Annotated in this window: 13 protein-coding genes; 11 read left to right on the top strand and 2 right to left on the bottom strand. The window is 61.8% G+C overall.

Annotated elements, in window-relative coordinates:
- The first annotated feature begins 2 nt into the window (after positions 1-2).
- From DW754_RS03490 to DW754_RS03460, 7 genes are all read left to right on the top strand, one after another.
- Positions 3-1,022, top strand: coding sequence for a putative ABC transporter permease (locus DW754_RS03490; RefSeq protein WP_233508858.1), 1,020 nt, complete (start codon positions 3-5; stop codon positions 1,020-1,022).
- Between the two features lie 26 nt (positions 1,023-1,048).
- Complete coding sequence (locus tag DW754_RS03485; protein ID WP_369832193.1) at positions 1,049-1,195, top strand: P-II family nitrogen regulator; 147 nt, start codon at positions 1,049-1,051, stop codon at positions 1,193-1,195.
- Positions 1,196-1,282: 87 nt separating this feature from the next.
- Positions 1,283-2,140, top strand: a complete 858-nt coding sequence (locus DW754_RS03480; RefSeq protein WP_117758391.1) for an HAD-IIB family hydrolase — start codon at positions 1,283-1,285, stop codon at positions 2,138-2,140.
- Between the two features lie 120 nt (positions 2,141-2,260).
- Entirely contained in the window at positions 2,261-2,971 is a 711-nt protein-coding gene (locus tag DW754_RS03475) for a TetR/AcrR family transcriptional regulator (RefSeq protein WP_117758392.1), read from the top strand.
- 11 nt (positions 2,972-2,982) lie between these two features.
- The gene (locus DW754_RS03470; RefSeq protein ID WP_117758393.1) at positions 2,983-7,764 is read left to right on the top strand and encodes a 2-hydroxyacyl-CoA dehydratase; all 4,782 of its coding nucleotides are present in this window, start codon (positions 2,983-2,985) and stop codon (positions 7,762-7,764) included.
- Between the two features lie 416 nt (positions 7,765-8,180).
- Entirely contained in the window at positions 8,181-9,140 is a 960-nt protein-coding gene (locus DW754_RS03465) for a 3-hydroxyacyl-CoA dehydrogenase (protein WP_117758394.1), read from the top strand.
- Between the two features lie 333 nt (positions 9,141-9,473).
- The gene (locus DW754_RS03460; protein ID WP_147336367.1) at positions 9,474-9,860 is read left to right on the top strand and encodes a hypothetical protein; all 387 of its coding nucleotides are present in this window, start codon (positions 9,474-9,476) and stop codon (positions 9,858-9,860) included.
- Positions 9,861-9,985: 125 nt separating this feature from the next.
- On the opposite strand, the gene DW754_RS03455 is transcribed toward DW754_RS03460, so the two are convergent.
- Complete coding sequence (locus tag DW754_RS03455) at positions 9,986-11,125, bottom strand: DUF389 domain-containing protein (protein WP_117758396.1); 1,140 nt, start codon at positions 11,123-11,125, stop codon at positions 9,986-9,988.
- 215 nt (positions 11,126-11,340) lie between these two features.
- Entirely contained in the window at positions 11,341-13,044 is a 1,704-nt protein-coding gene (locus DW754_RS03450) for an OPT/YSL family transporter (protein WP_117758397.1), read from the bottom strand.
- A 192-nt stretch (positions 13,045-13,236) separates the two neighbouring features.
- On the opposite strand from DW754_RS03450, the gene DW754_RS03445 reads away from it, so the two are divergent.
- The 4 genes from DW754_RS03445 to lgt all read left to right on the top strand — a co-directional run bounded on the left by DW754_RS03445 (position 13,237) and on the right by lgt (position 16,077).
- Positions 13,237-14,088: a type III pantothenate kinase gene (locus DW754_RS03445; protein ID WP_117758398.1), complete on the top strand. Its 852-nt coding sequence runs from the start codon at positions 13,237-13,239 to the stop codon at positions 14,086-14,088.
- Positions 14,089-14,170: 82 nt separating this feature from the next.
- A complete protein-coding gene (locus DW754_RS03440) occupies positions 14,171-14,695 on the top strand; it encodes a dCMP deaminase family protein (RefSeq protein WP_117756880.1) in 525 nt (174 codons plus the stop codon).
- Between the two features lie 172 nt (positions 14,696-14,867).
- A complete protein-coding gene (locus DW754_RS03435; RefSeq protein ID WP_117637654.1) occupies positions 14,868-15,146 on the top strand; it encodes a NifU family protein in 279 nt (92 codons plus the stop codon).
- 109 nt (positions 15,147-15,255) lie between these two features.
- Positions 15,256-16,077 carry a prolipoprotein diacylglyceryl transferase gene (gene lgt / locus DW754_RS03430; RefSeq protein ID WP_055251991.1) on the top strand — a complete coding sequence of 274 codons (822 nt, stop codon included), beginning with the start codon at positions 15,256-15,258 and terminating at the stop codon, positions 16,075-16,077.
- Positions 16,078-16,133: the final 56 nt, after the last annotated feature.

Genomic DNA, 16,133 nt, shown 5'->3' with positions numbered 1-16,133 from the left:
CGGTGGAAACCGCGATCGACATGGCATTTGACGGCGCGACGCTTGCCGCCTGTCCGCTCTCGGCGCTGGTGCTCTCGTTTGCCTTCTACGGTTTTTGCGGCTGGGTGTGGGAGTCGACAGTCTGCGCCATGCTCAACCACGGACGATTTGCCAACAGTGGCTTTTTGCTGGGGCCGTGCTGCCCCATCTATGGCGCGGGCGGCATTGCCTGCTGGCTGCTGTTGCGCGGGATTCCGGATGCCTCGAGCCAGTTTGTCGCTGCAGCGCTCGTATGCAGCGTGATCGAATACAGTGTTGGTGTGCTGTTGGAAAAAACAACGGGCGCTCGCTTTTGGGACTATTCGCATCTGCCGTTTAACCTGCACGGGCGCATCTGCCTGTACTGGGCCTGCGCGTTTGGCCTGGGTGCGTTGTGCATTTGCCGTTTAGTGGAGCCGGCATTGCTGGGGCTGCTTGGCCATCTGCCGGTGCTGATTGTGCGGCTGTCCGCCTTTGTCGTCGCGGTCGCGATGATGGTTGACGCGGTGTGCTCGTTGGCGAGCTGGCGGCGTCTGTCCGATCAGCTGGAGCGCGTCCGGGCCGACCTTGCCGACCGCATCAACGAGTCGCTTGCCGATGCCTCGGACTCAATGCTCGAGCGCATTCCCGAATCGACGATTGACTCGGTGACACAGACGCACATCCGCAGCCGTGCCGTTAACGCGTGGCTGGCCGAGCTGGGTGACGCCGCGCTCGATGCCCTGCGCGAGAAGGCTTCGATGCCGACGTTTATCGCGGATGGTGCTCGCGGCCTGGCACTCGCTGCCCGCCGCGTGGCCGATGCCGCGCCGAGCATGCCGCGTCCGTCACTCAGTCGTCGCCTTGCCGGCAAGCGCATGAGCCGTCCGGTGCCGAGCGTGTCGCTCAGCCGTCGCGACCTGCGCTTCTTTAATGCCTTCCCGCGCTTGCGCATCAACCGCTACGAGGGCGTCATCCGAGCCACCGACCTTCGCGACCGAGCCCGCGAGCTGTTCCGGCGCTAGCTGGGACGGACGCACTCACGGCTTCCTTGCTCGCGTATTTCCCGTTGGTTTCGCGTCCGTTGCCGCGCCGTTTCCAAGATTACGGCACCGTTGGAGATGGCACGATCTGGGTCGAGCCGGTCGAAGAAGTCATCCGCATCCGCACCGGCGAGCACGGCCCCGCCGCGGTGTAGGACAATCTTTCGCCTGACGGGCGTGCCTCTCTTGGGGCACGCCCGTTCTCGTCTACAATATCGTGTAGACGAAGGAGAGGCACGCCCATGATCAAGATGTTCGCGAGTGATTTAGACGGAACGCTGCTGAACGCACTGCATGAGGCGGATGGGACCATCCGCCGTGCCATCCGCGAGCTGACCGAGGCTGGCTTGCATGTGGTTCCCGCGACTGGACGCTCAACGTTGCCGATTGGCGAGCATGGCTTTACGGGCCTGGCGCTTGACGCCTGCTGCTCCAATGGGTCCATCGTGCGCGACAGCCATGGTGAGGTGCTCAAGACCTGGACCATCGATCCGCAAGTCACTGAGGAACTGCTCAAGGCGTTTCCGGACATTTGCTTTGATTGCTCCACGCCCGATGGCATGTACTCGAGCGGTTCGTTCGAGATGCATCAGGCGGGCTTTAAAAAGGACAGCCCCATCAAGCGTATTGTGATGCGCGGCATGCGTGCACGCGGCGGGTATCACGAGGAACAGTATTTTGACCAGTCGATCGGTGACATCCTGCGCCACGATGTGTGCAAGATCAACTGCCGCGTGACCTCGCCCGAGCTGGAGCGTGACCTTAAGGCATATCTTGCCGAGCGCTCGGACCATGTGGTCAACGCGCCGTTCGATCCGGTGATGTTCGAGATCACGGACGTGGCATGCAACAAGGGCGAGAGCGTGGCCTGGCTGGCGGGCTACTACGGTATTGCCGAGGACGAGGTCGCGGTCTATGGAGACGGCGGCAACGACATCGCCATGCTCAAGCGTTTCCGCCACAGCTACGCGACCAAAAACGGCAGCGATGCAGCCAAGGTCGCCGCGAGCGCAACTATCGGCAGCTGCATGGTCCACGCCGTCCCCAAACACATGCTCGCCACCATGCGCAAGCAAAACTCCCGCACCGTCATCGAATAAGGGACAAAGGGACTGTCCCTTTGTCACATCCCAAATATTGCCTTTACGTGTTGATACACACGGTGTGCAATAATACTCGCACTGTGCAATAGCGCACAGGCTGAGTAACAAGGAGGACGCTTGTCCCAGCTCGAGAAATGCGATCGCCGGTCCCTTCGCTCGCAGCGTGCCCTTCGCCAGGCACTTGCCAGCGAGCTTGCCGAAAGCGGCGACCTTTCGCGCATTAATGTCGCGTCGCTCACCGAGCGTGCTGGCCTTACGCGCCGCACGTTCTATTCGCACTATCGCGATATTCCCGACTTTATCAATCAAATCGAGGACGGCTTGCTGGCCGAGATCCGTGAGCGCATTGAGCTCATCACCTCAGCTCAGCTGCCCGATCTTTACCGTAACATTGACGAGCTCGAGCCGGCGCCCGGTTCGGTTGAGCTGCTGCGTTATCTTGCGGCCAACCGCGACTTAATCGGTGCGCTGCTGGGTCCGGGCGGCGACCAGGCCTTTATTAAAAGGATTATCGACACCGCGCGTGAGGCTGTGGTGCCGCGTGCGCAGACGGGCATTTTGGGCCTGGCGCTGGGCACGTTCTTTGACTACTACGTCACCTACGTCGTGAGCGCCGAGGTCGGCATGATTCAGCGCTGGTTTGAGCGTGGGCTCACCGAATCGCCCGAGGCCATGGCGCGCATTATGACGGTTATCGCCTTTGTGCGCCCCGGCGACCTGTATGGCCAACCCATCGATATCAACGTGCCGGAATACGGCATGAAGCTTTTGAATTTGCAGCTCGAGGACGCGGTCGACACCGCCGCAACCGTCGAGTCCAACAACTAAGAGGAGAGACAATGAGCAAACTCGTCGAGGGCATCAAGGACCGCATGGTTGCTGCCGCACGCGAGGCCGCGCCCGCCGTGGTGGACGCTGCGCAGAAGGCCGCGACCGCGGCAGCCGAGAAAGTTGCCGAGGCAGTTGCCGATGCCAAGAACGCGGCAGGGGAGGCGTCCGTCACTGGTGAGCCCGCTACCGCCGCTGAGCCCGTAGCCGCCGCCCACGCCCCCGAAGATGCAATCTTCAACCCCGAGAACGCTCGTGGCAACCTGCACCTGGGCATCGACGTGGGCTCCACCACCGTTAAGCTCGCCGTGCTCAACGACGACAACCAGATCGTCTACGCCAAGTACCAGCGCCATCACACCGACGTCCGTGCCTGCGCCCGCGACCTGTTCGAGGGTGCCGCGACCGTGCTGCCGACGGCCCAGATGACCTGCGCCATTACCGGCTCGGGCGGCCTGCTGCTGTCCCAGTGGCTCGACCTGGAGTTTGTCCAGGAGGTCATCGCCAGCAAACGCGCCGTCGAGACCCTCATCCCGGCCACCGACGTCGCCATCGAGCTGGGCGGCGAGGACGCCAAGATCATCTACTTCGACAACGGCATCGAGCAGCGCATGAACGGCACCTGCGCCGGCGGTACGGGCGCCTTCATCGACCAGATGGCAACCCTGCTGCACACCGACGCGAGCGGCCTCAACAAGCTCGCGGCCAACGCCACCACCATCTATCCCATCGCCAGCCGCTGCGGCGTTTTTGCCAAGACCGACGTGCAGCCGCTGCTCAACGAAGGTGCCCGCCCCGAGGACGTGGCTGCCTCCATCTTCCAGGCCGTCGTGACCCAGACCATCTCGGGCCTGGCGTGCGGCCGCCCCATCCGCGGCAACGTCGCCTTCCTGGGCGGCCCGCTGCAGTACCTCTCCGAGCTGCGCCACCGCTTCTACCTCACGCTCAACCTGGACGAGGAGCACCGTATCGTGCCCCAAAATGCCCACCTGTTTGTGGCGAGCGGTGCCGCCATGGCGCATGAGTCCAACAAGCTCAGCACGTTCCCGCGGCTCATCGAGGCCATCGATGCCCTGGGTGACACGCAGGGCGCCGAGGTCGAGCGCCTGGACCCGCTCTTTGCCACCGTCGAGGACTTTGCCGAGTTCAAGGGTCGCCACGACACCGAAGTCGTCCCCAAGGGCAAGCTCGACGGCTACACCGGCCGCGTGTTCATCGGTATCGACGCCGGCTCCACCACCATGAAGGCCGCGCTCGTGGGCGAGGACGGCCAGCTGTTGCACACCTGGTACGGCAACAACAACGGCGACATCCTGGGCACGGCCAAGGTCATCATGGCCGATTTCTACAACCACATCCCCGCCGGCTGTACCATCGGCCACGTGACCACCACGGGCTACGGCGAGGCGCTGCTCATCGAGGCCCTCAAGGCCGACTCCGGCGAGATCGAGACCGTTGCGCACCTGCGTGGCGCCAAGGCATTCCTGCCCGGCGTCGAGTTCATCCTGGACATCGGCGGCCAGGACATGAAGTGTCTGCGCGTTAAGGACGGCGTGATTGAGCACATCATGCTCAACGAGGCCTGCTCATCGGGCTGCGGCAGCTTTATCGAGAGCTTCGCCGTGTCTATGAACATGGACGTGCGCGCGTTTGCCGATGCCGCCATCCATGCCAAGGCCCCCGTCGACCTGGGCAGTCGCTGCACGGTCTTTATGAACTCGCGCGTCAAGCAGGCGCAAAAGGAAGGTGCCACGGTGGGCGACATCGCGGCCGGCCTGTCCTATTCCGTCATCAAGAATGCCCTGTTCAAGGTCATTAAGCTGCGCGACCCCAAGGAGATCGGCAGCCAGGTGATCGTTCAGGGCGGCACCTTTATGTCCGACGCCACGTTGCGCGCGTTTGAGCAGCTCACCGGCGTTCATGCCGTGCGTCCCGACATCGCCGGCTGCATGGGCGCCTATGGTGCGGCCCTGCTCGCCCGCGATCGCGCCGGCGCCGACGGCACCTCGACCATCCTTTCGGCCGAGGACATCGCGCACCTCACCGTGACGCAAAAGCATGTCCGCTGCGGCCGCTGCTCCAACAACTGCCAGCTCACCGTCAACGACTTTGGCGGCGGCAGGCGCTTCATTACCGGTAACCGCTGCGAGAAGGGTGCCGGCCACAAAAAGCAAAAGACCGAGGCGCCCAACCTCTTCAAAAAGAAGAACGATCTGCTCTTTAACCGCGAGGTGCTGAGCCCCGACGAGGCCCCGCGCGGCACCGTCGGCATCCCGCGCGCGCTCAACATGTACGAGAACTACCCCTTCTGGCACGCGTTCTTTACGCGCTTGGGCTTTAGCGTGCAGCTGTCCGACCAGTCGAGCAAAAAGACCTACCAGGCGGGCATCGAGTCCATGCCGTCCGAGAGCGTGTGCTACCCGGCAAAGATGAGCCACGGCCACGTTATGAACCTCATCGACCGCGATGTCGACTTTATCTGGATGCCGTGCGTGCGCTGGGAGCGCAAGGAGGACCCGACGGCCGGTAACTGCTACAACTGCCCCATCGTCATGAGCTACCCCACGGCGTTGGCGCTCAATATCGATGAGATTCGCGAGCAGAATATCGAGTTCCTGTACCCGTTTGTGCCCTATCATGACAAGACCGAGCTCAAGCGCCGTCTGTACCAGGTGCTCGCCGTCGACCGTGTGGCCGATGCGCAAGCCGGTCGCGGTCGCGTGCGTGGGCCCAAGATCACGCGTTCCGAGGTCGATGCCGCCGTCAACGCCGCCTTTGAGGCCGATGCGCGTTTCCACGAGGACATCCAGACCATGGGCGAGGAGGCTCTTAAGTGGGTCGAGGACCACGGCGGTCACGGCATCGTGCTCGCCGGTCGTCCCTACCATAACGACCCCGAGATCAACCACGCCCTGCCCGAGCTTATCTCAAGCTTTGGTTTTGCGGTCTTTACCGAGGATTCGCTCGCGCATCTGGTAAAGCCCGAGCGTCCGATTCGCGTCGTCGATCAGTGGATGTACCACAGCCGCCTGTACGCCGTCGCCCGTTTTGTGACGATGCGCAACGATTTGGACCTGATTCAGCTCAACTCCTTCGGCTGCGGCTTGGACGCCCTGACCACCGACCAGGTGCAGGAGATTCTGGAAGCCAGCGGCAAGATCTACACCGTGCTCAAGATCGATGAGGTGTCCAACCTGGGCGCCGCGCGCATCCGCATCCGCTCGCTCATGGCCGCGCTTAAGGACCAGGAGGCCGAGCGCTTGGCCGAGGCTACGGCAGCGGGCGAGGCCTACGAGCAGGGCGACGCCGCGCCGGTGGCGCCCTCCACGGATGTCCCCGCGTTCGCGAGCCGCAAGTACACGTTCGAGGCGCAGCGAGAGAGCGCCTCGACCGCGTGGCCCAAGGTGCCCTTTACCGAGCAGATGCGCGACGAGGGCTATACCATCCTGTGCCCGCAGATGGCGCCGATCCACTTTGACCTGGTCAAAGAGGTGTTCCGCGGTGCCGGCTACAACTTGGAGCTGCTGCCCTCGACCGACCACGATGCCGTCGAGGCTGGCCTGCGCTATGTGAACAATGACATTTGCTACCCGTCGATTCTGGTGACGGGCCAGATTATGGAGGCCATCGAGAGCGGTCGGTACGACCTGTCCAAGACCGCCGTGGTCATCAGCCAGACCGGCGGCGGCTGCCGTGCCACCAACTACATCGCACTCATCCGCAAGGCCCTGCGCGAGAGCGGTCACCCCGAGATTCCGGTGATCTCGCTTTCGGCCGTGGCGCTGGGCGAGGACAACCCCGGCTTTAAGATTACGCCGGCGCTGCTTAAGCAGGCAGTCTACGCGGTGCTCTTTGGCGACGTGATGATGCAGATGCTCTACCGCTGCCGCCCGTACGAGGCCACGCCCGGTGCCGCCAACGCGCTCTACGAGGAGTACATGGCGCGCGCCCGCAAGTTGGCGCCCAAGTTCAACCGCCACAACTACACCAAGCTGTGCCGCGAGGCCATCCGAGCGTTCGACACCATGCCGCTCGTGGGCGAGGGTACTAAGCCGCGCGTGGGCGTGGTCGGCGAGATCTTGGTCAAGTTCCATCCCACGGCAAACAACCACGTGGTCGATGTCATCGAGCGCGAGGGCTGCGAGGCCGTGGTACCGGGCCTGCTCGACTTCTTCCTCTACTCCATGAGCAACGCCGAGCTGCAGAAAGACGAGCTGGGAAGCTCTGCTACTACACGCGCGGGCATGCAAGCGCTCATCAAGCTTGTGGACTGGATGCGCACGCCGGTGGAGGAGATGCTCGAGAAGTCCCGCCGCTTCGAGGCGCCCGAGCGCATCGGCACCATGGCGGACAAGGCCCGTACGGTGCTTTCGGTGTGCAACAACATGGGCGAGGGCTGGCTGCTCACGGCCGAGATGCTCGACCTGATCGATCATGGCGCACCCAACATCATCTGCACGCAGCCCTTCGCGTGCCTGCCTAACCACGTGGTGGGTAAGGCCGTGATCAAGGAACTGCGCCGTCAGCATCCCGAGAGCAACATCGTCGCGGTGGACTATGATCCTGGTGCGTCCGAGGTCAACCAGCTCAACCGTATTAAGCTTATGATCAGCGTGGCAAAGGAAAACATGCGCGCCGGCAAGGGCTTTAAGCTCGAGAAGGTGGCGCCGCTCGCGATGGACGAGGTCACCGGCCAGATGCGTGCCCACGATGGCTGCGTGAGCTGCGGGCCGGCCAGCGAGGAGGCCGTCACATCGGTCGCCAAGCGTCTGGGACGCGGCATTAAGAAGTAGCTTGCCCGCTATGGGCTAGATATGAGACAAACGGGTGGCAGCCGTGCCGGCTACCACCCGTTTTTGCTGGACATATGTTGCGTAAACGCCCCAACTATCACCCTTTGCGAACTTAGATTTCGGAAGTATGCGGCAAAATCTGAATAGGCCGAGCACACCGGATATGTCCAAGCTCTGTACCTGCGGTTTTATTGGTGAAAAACCAGGATGTGCTCAAGAGTTCCGGAGTTTGCCGCATACTTTCGAAAATGACGTCTCGGTGGCACCATAAATTGCCCTTGAAGCCCTGAGATAATGAACATATGTAGCCGTTTGCCGCGAAATACCGCCCGTTTATAGAACCCAACCCCTGCGCGTGCCATCCTTACGGTTGAATAAATACACATCTATGGAATTACGTAAGAGAGGACCGTTCCATGAGCTACAAGACCGTTTGTGTTGCCGGCGGCGGCGTGTTGGGAAGCCAGATTGCCTTTCAGGCTGCCTACTGCGGCTTTGATGTAACGATTTGGCTGCGCAGCGAGGGCAGCATCGGCCGCACCCAGCCCAAGATCGATCACGTGCGCAAGGAGTACATCGCGGCAATCGAGGGCATGGCGGACGGTACGGGCGAGTGGTGCGCCGGTATCGCCGATGGCACCCAGCCCTTCGACAAGGAAGCGGCGCTCGCCGCCGTCGAGCGTGCCTACTCCACACTCAAGCTGGAGCTCGATCTTGCCAAGGCCGTGGCCGACGCTGACCTGGTCATCGAATCTATGGCCGAGGACGCCCAGGCAAAGATTGACTTCTACAAGAAGCTCGCCCCGGTACTCCCGCAAAAGACCGTCGTCGTGACCAACTCCTCCACGCTGCTGCCGAGCACCTTTGCCAAGTACACCGGCCGTCCCGAGAAGTACTTGTCGCTGCACTTTGCCAACTCCATCTGGAAGAACAACATGACCGAGGTCATGGCACAGGACCAAACCGACAAGCGCTACTTCGACGAGCTCGTCGACTTTGCCAACGATATCCGTATGCTTGCCCTGCCCGTCAACAAGGAAAAGAACGGCTACCTGCTCAATTCCATGCTGGTGCCGTGGCTGCTTTCGGGCCTTGACCTGTACGTTTCGGGCGTGAGCGATCCCAAGAGCATCGACCTCGCGTGGACGCGTGGCACCGGTGCCCCCAAGGGTCCGTTTCGCGTATTCGACACGGTGGGTATCCAGACGGCCTACAACATCGTCATGCAGTATCAGAAGGTGCCGGGCTTGGTGAGCCCGCTGCTCAAAAAAATGATGATGCCCTACAACTTTAAGGCTATGGCGTCCGTCCTCAAGAAAATGCTCGACGAAGGCAAGCTGGGCGAAAGCTCGGGCGAGGGCTTCTTTACGTACTAAAAATGATCTCTTGGGGGTGGAAGCGTTGGGGATCTACGGTAGTATGCGACAAAATCTGAATTGATCGGGCAAGAGCTGTAGCGCGCGTTGACGTTTGACCAATGGAGCGCAAAAATGCACCGTTCGCCGATACTCCTCTCGCGAGTGGTTGCCATATGGTTTGATGTTGGAAACATATGACTGCCGCCGGGCTGCGGGTGACGTTTGCTCTGATATCGGAGGTACCAAGTATGTTTCACGCTCCGTTAAACAAGTATCGGGCTGGTTAATATGGGCCGCCGTACTATCTCGATAACCCTTGCAGTGGTTTGCCTAGCTGTGCTCCTGGGCGCTATGGGGCAGTTCGCTATAAGTCGAGAAACATCCTATATGCGGGAATGTGCTTCCGAAGGCTTCGCCATTGATGGCTACTATCGGGATGACAAAACGAGTCGGGAAACCCTGGCTTTTCTTGAGGAGGACAACTGTCGATGGCAGCTGGTTGACCAAGACGGAATCTGCACAGACGGGCAGTTTAAGCGTACGGATGACCCCAACATTCTGGTATTAAAGAATGAAAACGGCGAAATATTCGGTACGGTCCACGTGGCGCATATTTCGCGCCGACGCGATCAGGGCTTGCTCTACCTATTTAGAGATACCAAGGTGACCCGTTTTTATCTGGTGAGCACCGATCCGGCGTTTATGGTGGAGTCTGGCGATGTCGATGCGGACAGTTGATTCACGGCAATAAAACGGCGAGCGGGGCGCGGGTGTGAACTGCACCACGCTATTTGCTCGCGTCCGTATCGCGTCTGCGCCTCGTCATAACTTGCGTCCGTGCGAGCGCTCATCCCGCGCCGGCATCACTTCACATCGAACTCCACGCGATCGAGTTCGGGCACATTGAGGTCGATGAGCTTGCGGGCAACACGACGGTCGTGCGCCCCAAGTGTCTCGCTTGTCGTCACATGGGCGACAACCTCGCGCTCGACGAGGCCCTCCTCCCCGCCTTCGGTGGCCGAGGTCTCGACGGCGACGGTGTAATCCTTAAAGCCCGGCAGTACCGCGGCAAGCTCGCGCGTAGTTTCGGTGACGCCATAGCCGTCCTGCACGCCGGCCTGCGCCGAGCCAATAGACCCCGCGGTCATAACGATGCAGGGGATGGCAAAGATCACCGTGCCCACGATGATGCGGCGGCGCACCTTGTGTGACAGCTCATCGACCTCGGCGTTTTCCTCGGCGGTCACAATACCGTCGCCGTTGAGGTCACGCTTGAGCGGTACACGTAGAAGAAGCAATACGGCTTCGGCCGCCAGCGCGATAAAGACAACGTTGATGCCAAATTCGTAGAGCGCCGAGAGAAACAGCGACCCGCTCGCGATGGCGATGCCGTAACCCGCCGCGCACAGGGGCGGCATGAGCGCGGTTGCCACGGCCACGCCCGCGATAAGCGTCGCGGGCTCCTGGTCGCGCGAGTTGCCCAGGCCTCCGGCAAAGCCACCCGCGAGCGCGACGGCAAGATCCCAGACGGTGGGTGTCGAGTTGTCGATGATAGCGGCCGTGGTGGTGCCGAGCGGTGAGAGCTTAAAGTACAGCGTGGACGTGATCAGGCAGAAGGCCATCTGCAACGCGAGACCGGCAATGGCCTCGACGGTAATCTCGCGGTCGAGCGTGGCGATGCCATATGCCATGGCAAGGACCGAGCCCATGAGCGGGCAGATGAGCATGGCACCTACAATGGCGATATCCGAGTCGATATCGAGGCCGATGCTCGCGATCAACATGGCAATGATCAGGATGCATAAGTGCGAGCCAGTCAGGCGCGCCCCGTTTACAAAGCGCTTGCGAATCACGTGATAGGGCGCGCGTCCCTCGCGAATGTTGAACGCCTGCTTAAGGAAACGGGTAGCATTCTCCATGGCCTCGCTGTGTGCAGGGCGTATACCGTGACGACGATGATGACGCTCGCGCAGCCGCTTGATCTGTTGTTTGTCGAGTTCCATGCTTACCTCGTTTAGCTTCTGAGCCGCTTCTTGCGTCTGTCGTCTTTACTCTACACCGCGTTAGGCGAGGTGTCAGACAAGGTTTGTTGACCTGGAAGTCAGGCCAATCGACATGGCTAAAACGCCGTGAGGATCATAAGAATCAAATAGACAAAAAAGCGCGGGGCCGGTTTGATTCCGACTCCGCGCTCTGCGCTGGTGCGTTGTTGTTCGGCCTACCCCAGCAGGCTCAGACCAACAGAGACAAACGCCAGAATAACGCCGACGATGGACTCGCCGCCGAGCAGGCCGCTGGCGACAACAAGGCCCTGTTCCTGGAAGGCGGCGTCCTTGGCAGCCTTCTCCTCGTCCGAAAGACCAGCGGTGGCGTCGCGGTGGGCGGACCACTTGTCGTAGGCGAGCTTAACGCAGGAGCCCAGGAAAGCCGTGAGCGACATATAGAACGGCAGGTACACGCCCAGGCCGATCATCATGGCTGGAATGCCGAGCCAGTACATGACGATACCGGCGATAAAGCCGCCTGCGAACCACGGCACACTCGGGATGCCCGAGACCATGGTGGCGACGACGCTTGCCTGTGCGGCAACGAAACTCTTGTCGGGACCAAAGGCGTCCGGACCATAGGCGGTGACGAGCGCGACCATGACGGCGGCAGCGACCAGGGCGCCCACGATGCCGCCGATGGCCTGGCCGACCCACTGTGCGCGCGGGTTGGTGCCCAGCACGGCGCCGGCCTTAAAGTCGTTCATGACGTCGCCCGCAAGGCCGCACGCTACGGCCACGATGCCGGCGATAAAGAACAGCTTGACCTGAGCGAGCTGCGCGAAGGCGGCAACGATGAGCATGACGATGAGGCCGAAGATCTCCATGGGGTCGATGCCCGTCTGGCCGCAGCTCTGCGCGCTCATGATGGTGGTGACAAAGGTGAACAGCGTGACGATGACGGCCGGAACGGGGCCAAGGTCGAGCACGATGGCGATGATCACGGCGATGGCGGCAGCGCCCAGGCCGATGATACCGGCGTCGAGCTTAAGGGAGCCCGAGATGAGCGACTGCTCGTCGGTGTCGGTGGAGCTGTCGGCGGCGAGGCCGCGGACGATACCGGCGACCTGCGGCAGGATGTCCTTGAGGACGACGGCGACGCCAAAGCCTATCATAAGGCCCATACCCAGGGACTTAACAATGCCTTGTGCGGTCATAACGTCAAACAGACCGGTAGCGGTGCCGCCGACAATGATGCCAAAATTGCCCAGTAGCGCGCCGGCAAACCAGAATGCGACCGGGGCGAAGCCCACGAGGAAGCCGACGGACAGCAACATGGGCGAGTTGTAGATGGCAAAAGTCACGCCGGGGATATTGAGCGTGCACAGCATGCTGGGCACCACGCCCAGGGCGTCGCGAAGCACGCTATAGATGCCGGCGACGGCCATGGAGCCAAAGAGCTGCTTGCCGGTCTTGCCGCCGGCCTCGGTAGCGCGCAGGGTCTGAGCTGCGGCGTTGCCGGTGGGGAACTCCAGCGCGGCATCCACGATAAAGTGACGGTGGATGAGCGCTGTCGCCAGAAGGCCCAAGATGGTGCCGGCGAGCGCCACGATAAACATGTCGAGCCAGCTGATCTGGTCGGCATAGCCCAGCATCCAAGCGCCCGGGATGGTAAACGCTAGGCCGCCGGCGACCATGGCGCCCGCAGACATGATGGTGTGGGTGACGTTGGCCTCGTTGAGGCTGGCGTTGCCCATGAGTTTCAGGAAGAACAGCGAAATGACGGCAGCGAAAATGATCGGCCAGGGGAGGGCGCCCATCTTGAGGGCCGTGTAGGCCGAGCTTGCCGTGATGATCACGCAGCCAAGGACGCCGATGACGACGCCGCGCAGCGTGAGTTGACCGCGCATCGAGGTGCGGTTCGAGGGATTGCTCATATAGAACTCCTTTGCGTATATCCGCTTCCCCCGGGAGCGCCGCTACGGATACGGCGCGGGAAGTCGGGTTACCAAGGGCCGCCGCGTGAGCTCGCGCACGACCGCGCACCAGTATAGCCGCAAGTTAGTCATTTTGGGATGACTGGTTTAGGTAGGCGATATACTGCTGGGCAGACGAAAGGAGCGCCGACGATGCTTAATGGGTGCGCATATATATTGACGGTCGACGTGGGCAACACGTTCATTCGCTTTGGCCTGTTTGCCGAGGATTCGGCCGCGGCGCAGGAGCGCCCGCTTGCGACATGCGAGATCACGACGCCGTCGAGCATTACGGCCGACGAAGCGCGCATGCGACTTATGCAGGTCATGGGCGCGCTCGCCGCCGATGCAGGTGTGCCCGGGGTGCTTGCACCCGCCGCGGCCGTGCTGAGCTGTGTAGTCCCGGCGCTCGAGCGCCCGTGGAAGGCGGCACTTTCCCGCACCTGCACGGGGCGCGTGCTCACCGTGGGGCCGGGACTTAAGACCGGCATACCCGTGCACTACGACGATCCGGCCGAGATCGGCCCCGACCGCATCGCCGATGCCGTGGCGGCCCGCGCCGTCTACGGCTCGCCGTGCATCGTGATTGACCTGGGCACGACGACCAATATCGAGGTCATCGACGTGCACGGTACCTTTGTGGGCGGCGTTATCGCGCCAGGCCTGGCCCTCGGCGCCCGTTCGCTTTCGGCGGCAGCAGCGCGCCTACCCCAGGTTGAGCCCTCGGCGCCAACGCACGTCATCGGACGCAACACGCGCGAGGCCATGCGCTCGGGTGTGGTTTTGGGCGAGGTAGCCCGCATCGACGGAATGCTCGACATGGTGCTTGCCGAGATGCGCGCGACCAAGGCTGCGGGGGAGGGCGATGTGCCCATCGTCATTACCGGCGACGATGCCGAGGCACTTGCGGCGCTGGTCGGCCATAGCCTGACGGTAGACGACGCGCTGACGTTGCGGGGTCTCGCCGAGCTCTACCGCATCAACCAAAAGCCCCGCCGCGCGTAGGGCGAGGGGCTGGTGGGATAAGCGCCCCTACCTTTCACCTGCTACAATGGGCCAAACTATTGCGATTGCGGAGGTGTCTGCCATGTCGGACGATCTTCATCAAACCGCGTCGGGCAAGCGCCGCGACGTTATTAGCTGGGACGAGTTCTTTATGAGCGTGGCCATCGCCGCGCAGCGCCGCAGCAAGGACCCCAACACGCAGGTGGGAGCGTGCATCGCCAGCACCAACCACCGCATCCTTTCGGTGGGCTACAACGGTACGCCCTCGGCGCTCAACGACGACTTTTTCCCGTGGGGCACGAGCGACGACCCGTTGCAGGACAAGCACAACTACGTGGTGCATGCCGAGGCAAACGCCGTGCTCAACTACCGTGGCTCGCTCAAAGATCTTGAGGGTTCCACGGTCTACGTCACGCTGTTCCCGTGCCACGACTGCGCCAAGATTTTGGCGCAGGTGGGCGTGGGCGAGGTTGTCTACCTGGACAACAAGTACGCCGACACCGACGACGGCCGCATCAGCCGCCGCATTCTCGACTCCTGCGGTATTAGCTACCGCCAGGTTATCGTCGATGTTCACATCGGTACCGAGGGGCAGGCTCAGCAGTAGCGCGTGACAATGCCAGCTGGTAACAACAGACAGCTAAAAGATCCCCGTCCCAAATTGACTGCTCGTGAAAGTCGTGTCCGCGCGCATGGATGGCTCGTGAGCGGGTACATGGCTGTAGTAACATAGCCCCTGTCCGCGGGCGTGCCCGCGTTATTGTGAGAAAGGAGCCCCTGTGGCTGTTAACGAAGAGCTGCTTAAGAAGGTTCTTGAGGAGATCCGCCCCAACCTGCAGGCTGACGGCGGCGATATGGAGTATGTGGGTGTTGACGACGAGGGCGTCGTCAAACTGGAGCTGCAGGGTGCCTGCGCCGGCTGCCCTATGAGCGCGCTGACCCTGTCCATGGGTATCGAGCGTATCCTCAAGGAGCATGTGCCCGGCGTTACCCGTGTCGAGCAGGTTAATGCCTCCGGCGAGACCGACGACCTGTACGACGAGTACGCGCCGTTCTAAGATGCGAAAGCTGCGGACGGCATACTCCGCATAGACGTTACGCCCAAATATGCGGCTGCGAGCGCAAGGCCCGCGGCCGCATTTGTATGTAGGGAGTAGGAGGGTCGACATGCTCAACGACTTCTACCATATGCTTGATCCCGTCGCGATTTCGGCGGGGCCCATCACGATTTACTGGTATGGTCTGGCCTATGTGGTCGGCGCCCTGCTCACGGCGGTCGTCATGTACCGCACGCAGCGTCGCTGGGGCTTTAACATCACGATTGACGACCTGACGAGTGTCGTGGTCGGCGTGGTCTTTGGCCTCATTATCGGTGCGCGCCTGTTCTACGTCGTCTTTTACGGTGATGGCTACTACTGGGCGCACCCGCTCGAGATCTTTGCCACCAACGAGGGCGGCATGAGCTTCCATGGCGGTTTGGTGGGCGGCATTATCGGCGGCATCATCGTGTGCCGCATGTATAAGCTCGACGCATGGACTTTGGCAGACCTTGCCGTCATCGGCGCGCCGCTGGCCTTGTGCCTGGGCCGTTGTGCCAACTTTGTCAACGGTGAGCTGTGGGGCAAGCCGACCGATCTGCCCTGGGGTGTGGTCTTTGGCGGGACTGCGGGCGATATGCCGCGTCACCCCTCCCAGCTCTACGAGGCATTTCTTGAGGGCATCGTGCTCTTTTGCATTCTGCAGGTGCTCAGCCGCAAAAAGCCGCTGCTGCCTCAGGGTACGTTTATGGGCGTGTTCGTGATGGGATACGGCATCGTCCGCTTCCTCGTCGAGTTCGTGCGCGTGCCCGACGCCCAGCTTGGCTATCTGCTGGGCGGCGTCATCACGATGGGGCAGCTGCTGAGTCTTCCGCTCGTGATCGCCGGCCTGGCGCTCATCATCTTCGCGCGACACCGCAACCGTCCCCAGCGCATCTACCTCGACGCCTAACCACCACAAAGGGGACACAGGCACCTTTGTGGTGGTTTTGCTGAGTTTGATAGGTT

Source organism: Collinsella sp. AM29-10AC (genome assembly GCF_003469085.1).
Classification (GTDB): Bacteria; Actinomycetota; Coriobacteriia; order Coriobacteriales; family Coriobacteriaceae; genus Collinsella.
The sequence above is the reverse complement of the archived record's forward strand: the minus strand, read 5'-3'. Positions and strand labels throughout refer to the sequence as shown.

Bases quoted from the DNA above. Each gene is read 5' to 3' on its own strand.
- DW754_RS03480 (WP_117758391.1), top strand. From the start codon at position 1,283: ATGATCAAGATGTTCGCGAGTGATTTAGACGGAACGCTGCTGAACGCA.
- DW754_RS03470 (WP_117758393.1), top strand. From the start codon at position 2,983: ATGAGCAAACTCGTCGAGGGCATCAAGGACCGCATGGTTGCTGCCGCA.
- DW754_RS03465 (WP_117758394.1), top strand. From the start codon at position 8,181: ATGAGCTACAAGACCGTTTGTGTTGCCGGCGGCGGCGTGTTGGGAAGC.
- DW754_RS03460 (WP_147336367.1), top strand. From the start codon at position 9,474: ATGGGGCAGTTCGCTATAAGTCGAGAAACATCCTATATGCGGGAATGT.
- DW754_RS03455 (WP_117758396.1), bottom strand. From the start codon at position 11,125: ATGGAACTCGACAAACAACAGATCAAGCGGCTGCGCGAGCGTCATCAT.
- DW754_RS03450 (WP_117758397.1), bottom strand. From the start codon at position 13,044: ATGAGCAATCCCTCGAACCGCACCTCGATGCGCGGTCAACTCACGCTG.
- DW754_RS03445 (WP_117758398.1), top strand. From the start codon at position 13,237: ATGCTTAATGGGTGCGCATATATATTGACGGTCGACGTGGGCAACACG.
- DW754_RS03440 (WP_117756880.1), top strand. From the start codon at position 14,171: ATGTCGGACGATCTTCATCAAACCGCGTCGGGCAAGCGCCGCGACGTT.
- lgt (WP_055251991.1), top strand. From the start codon at position 15,256: ATGCTCAACGACTTCTACCATATGCTTGATCCCGTCGCGATTTCGGCG.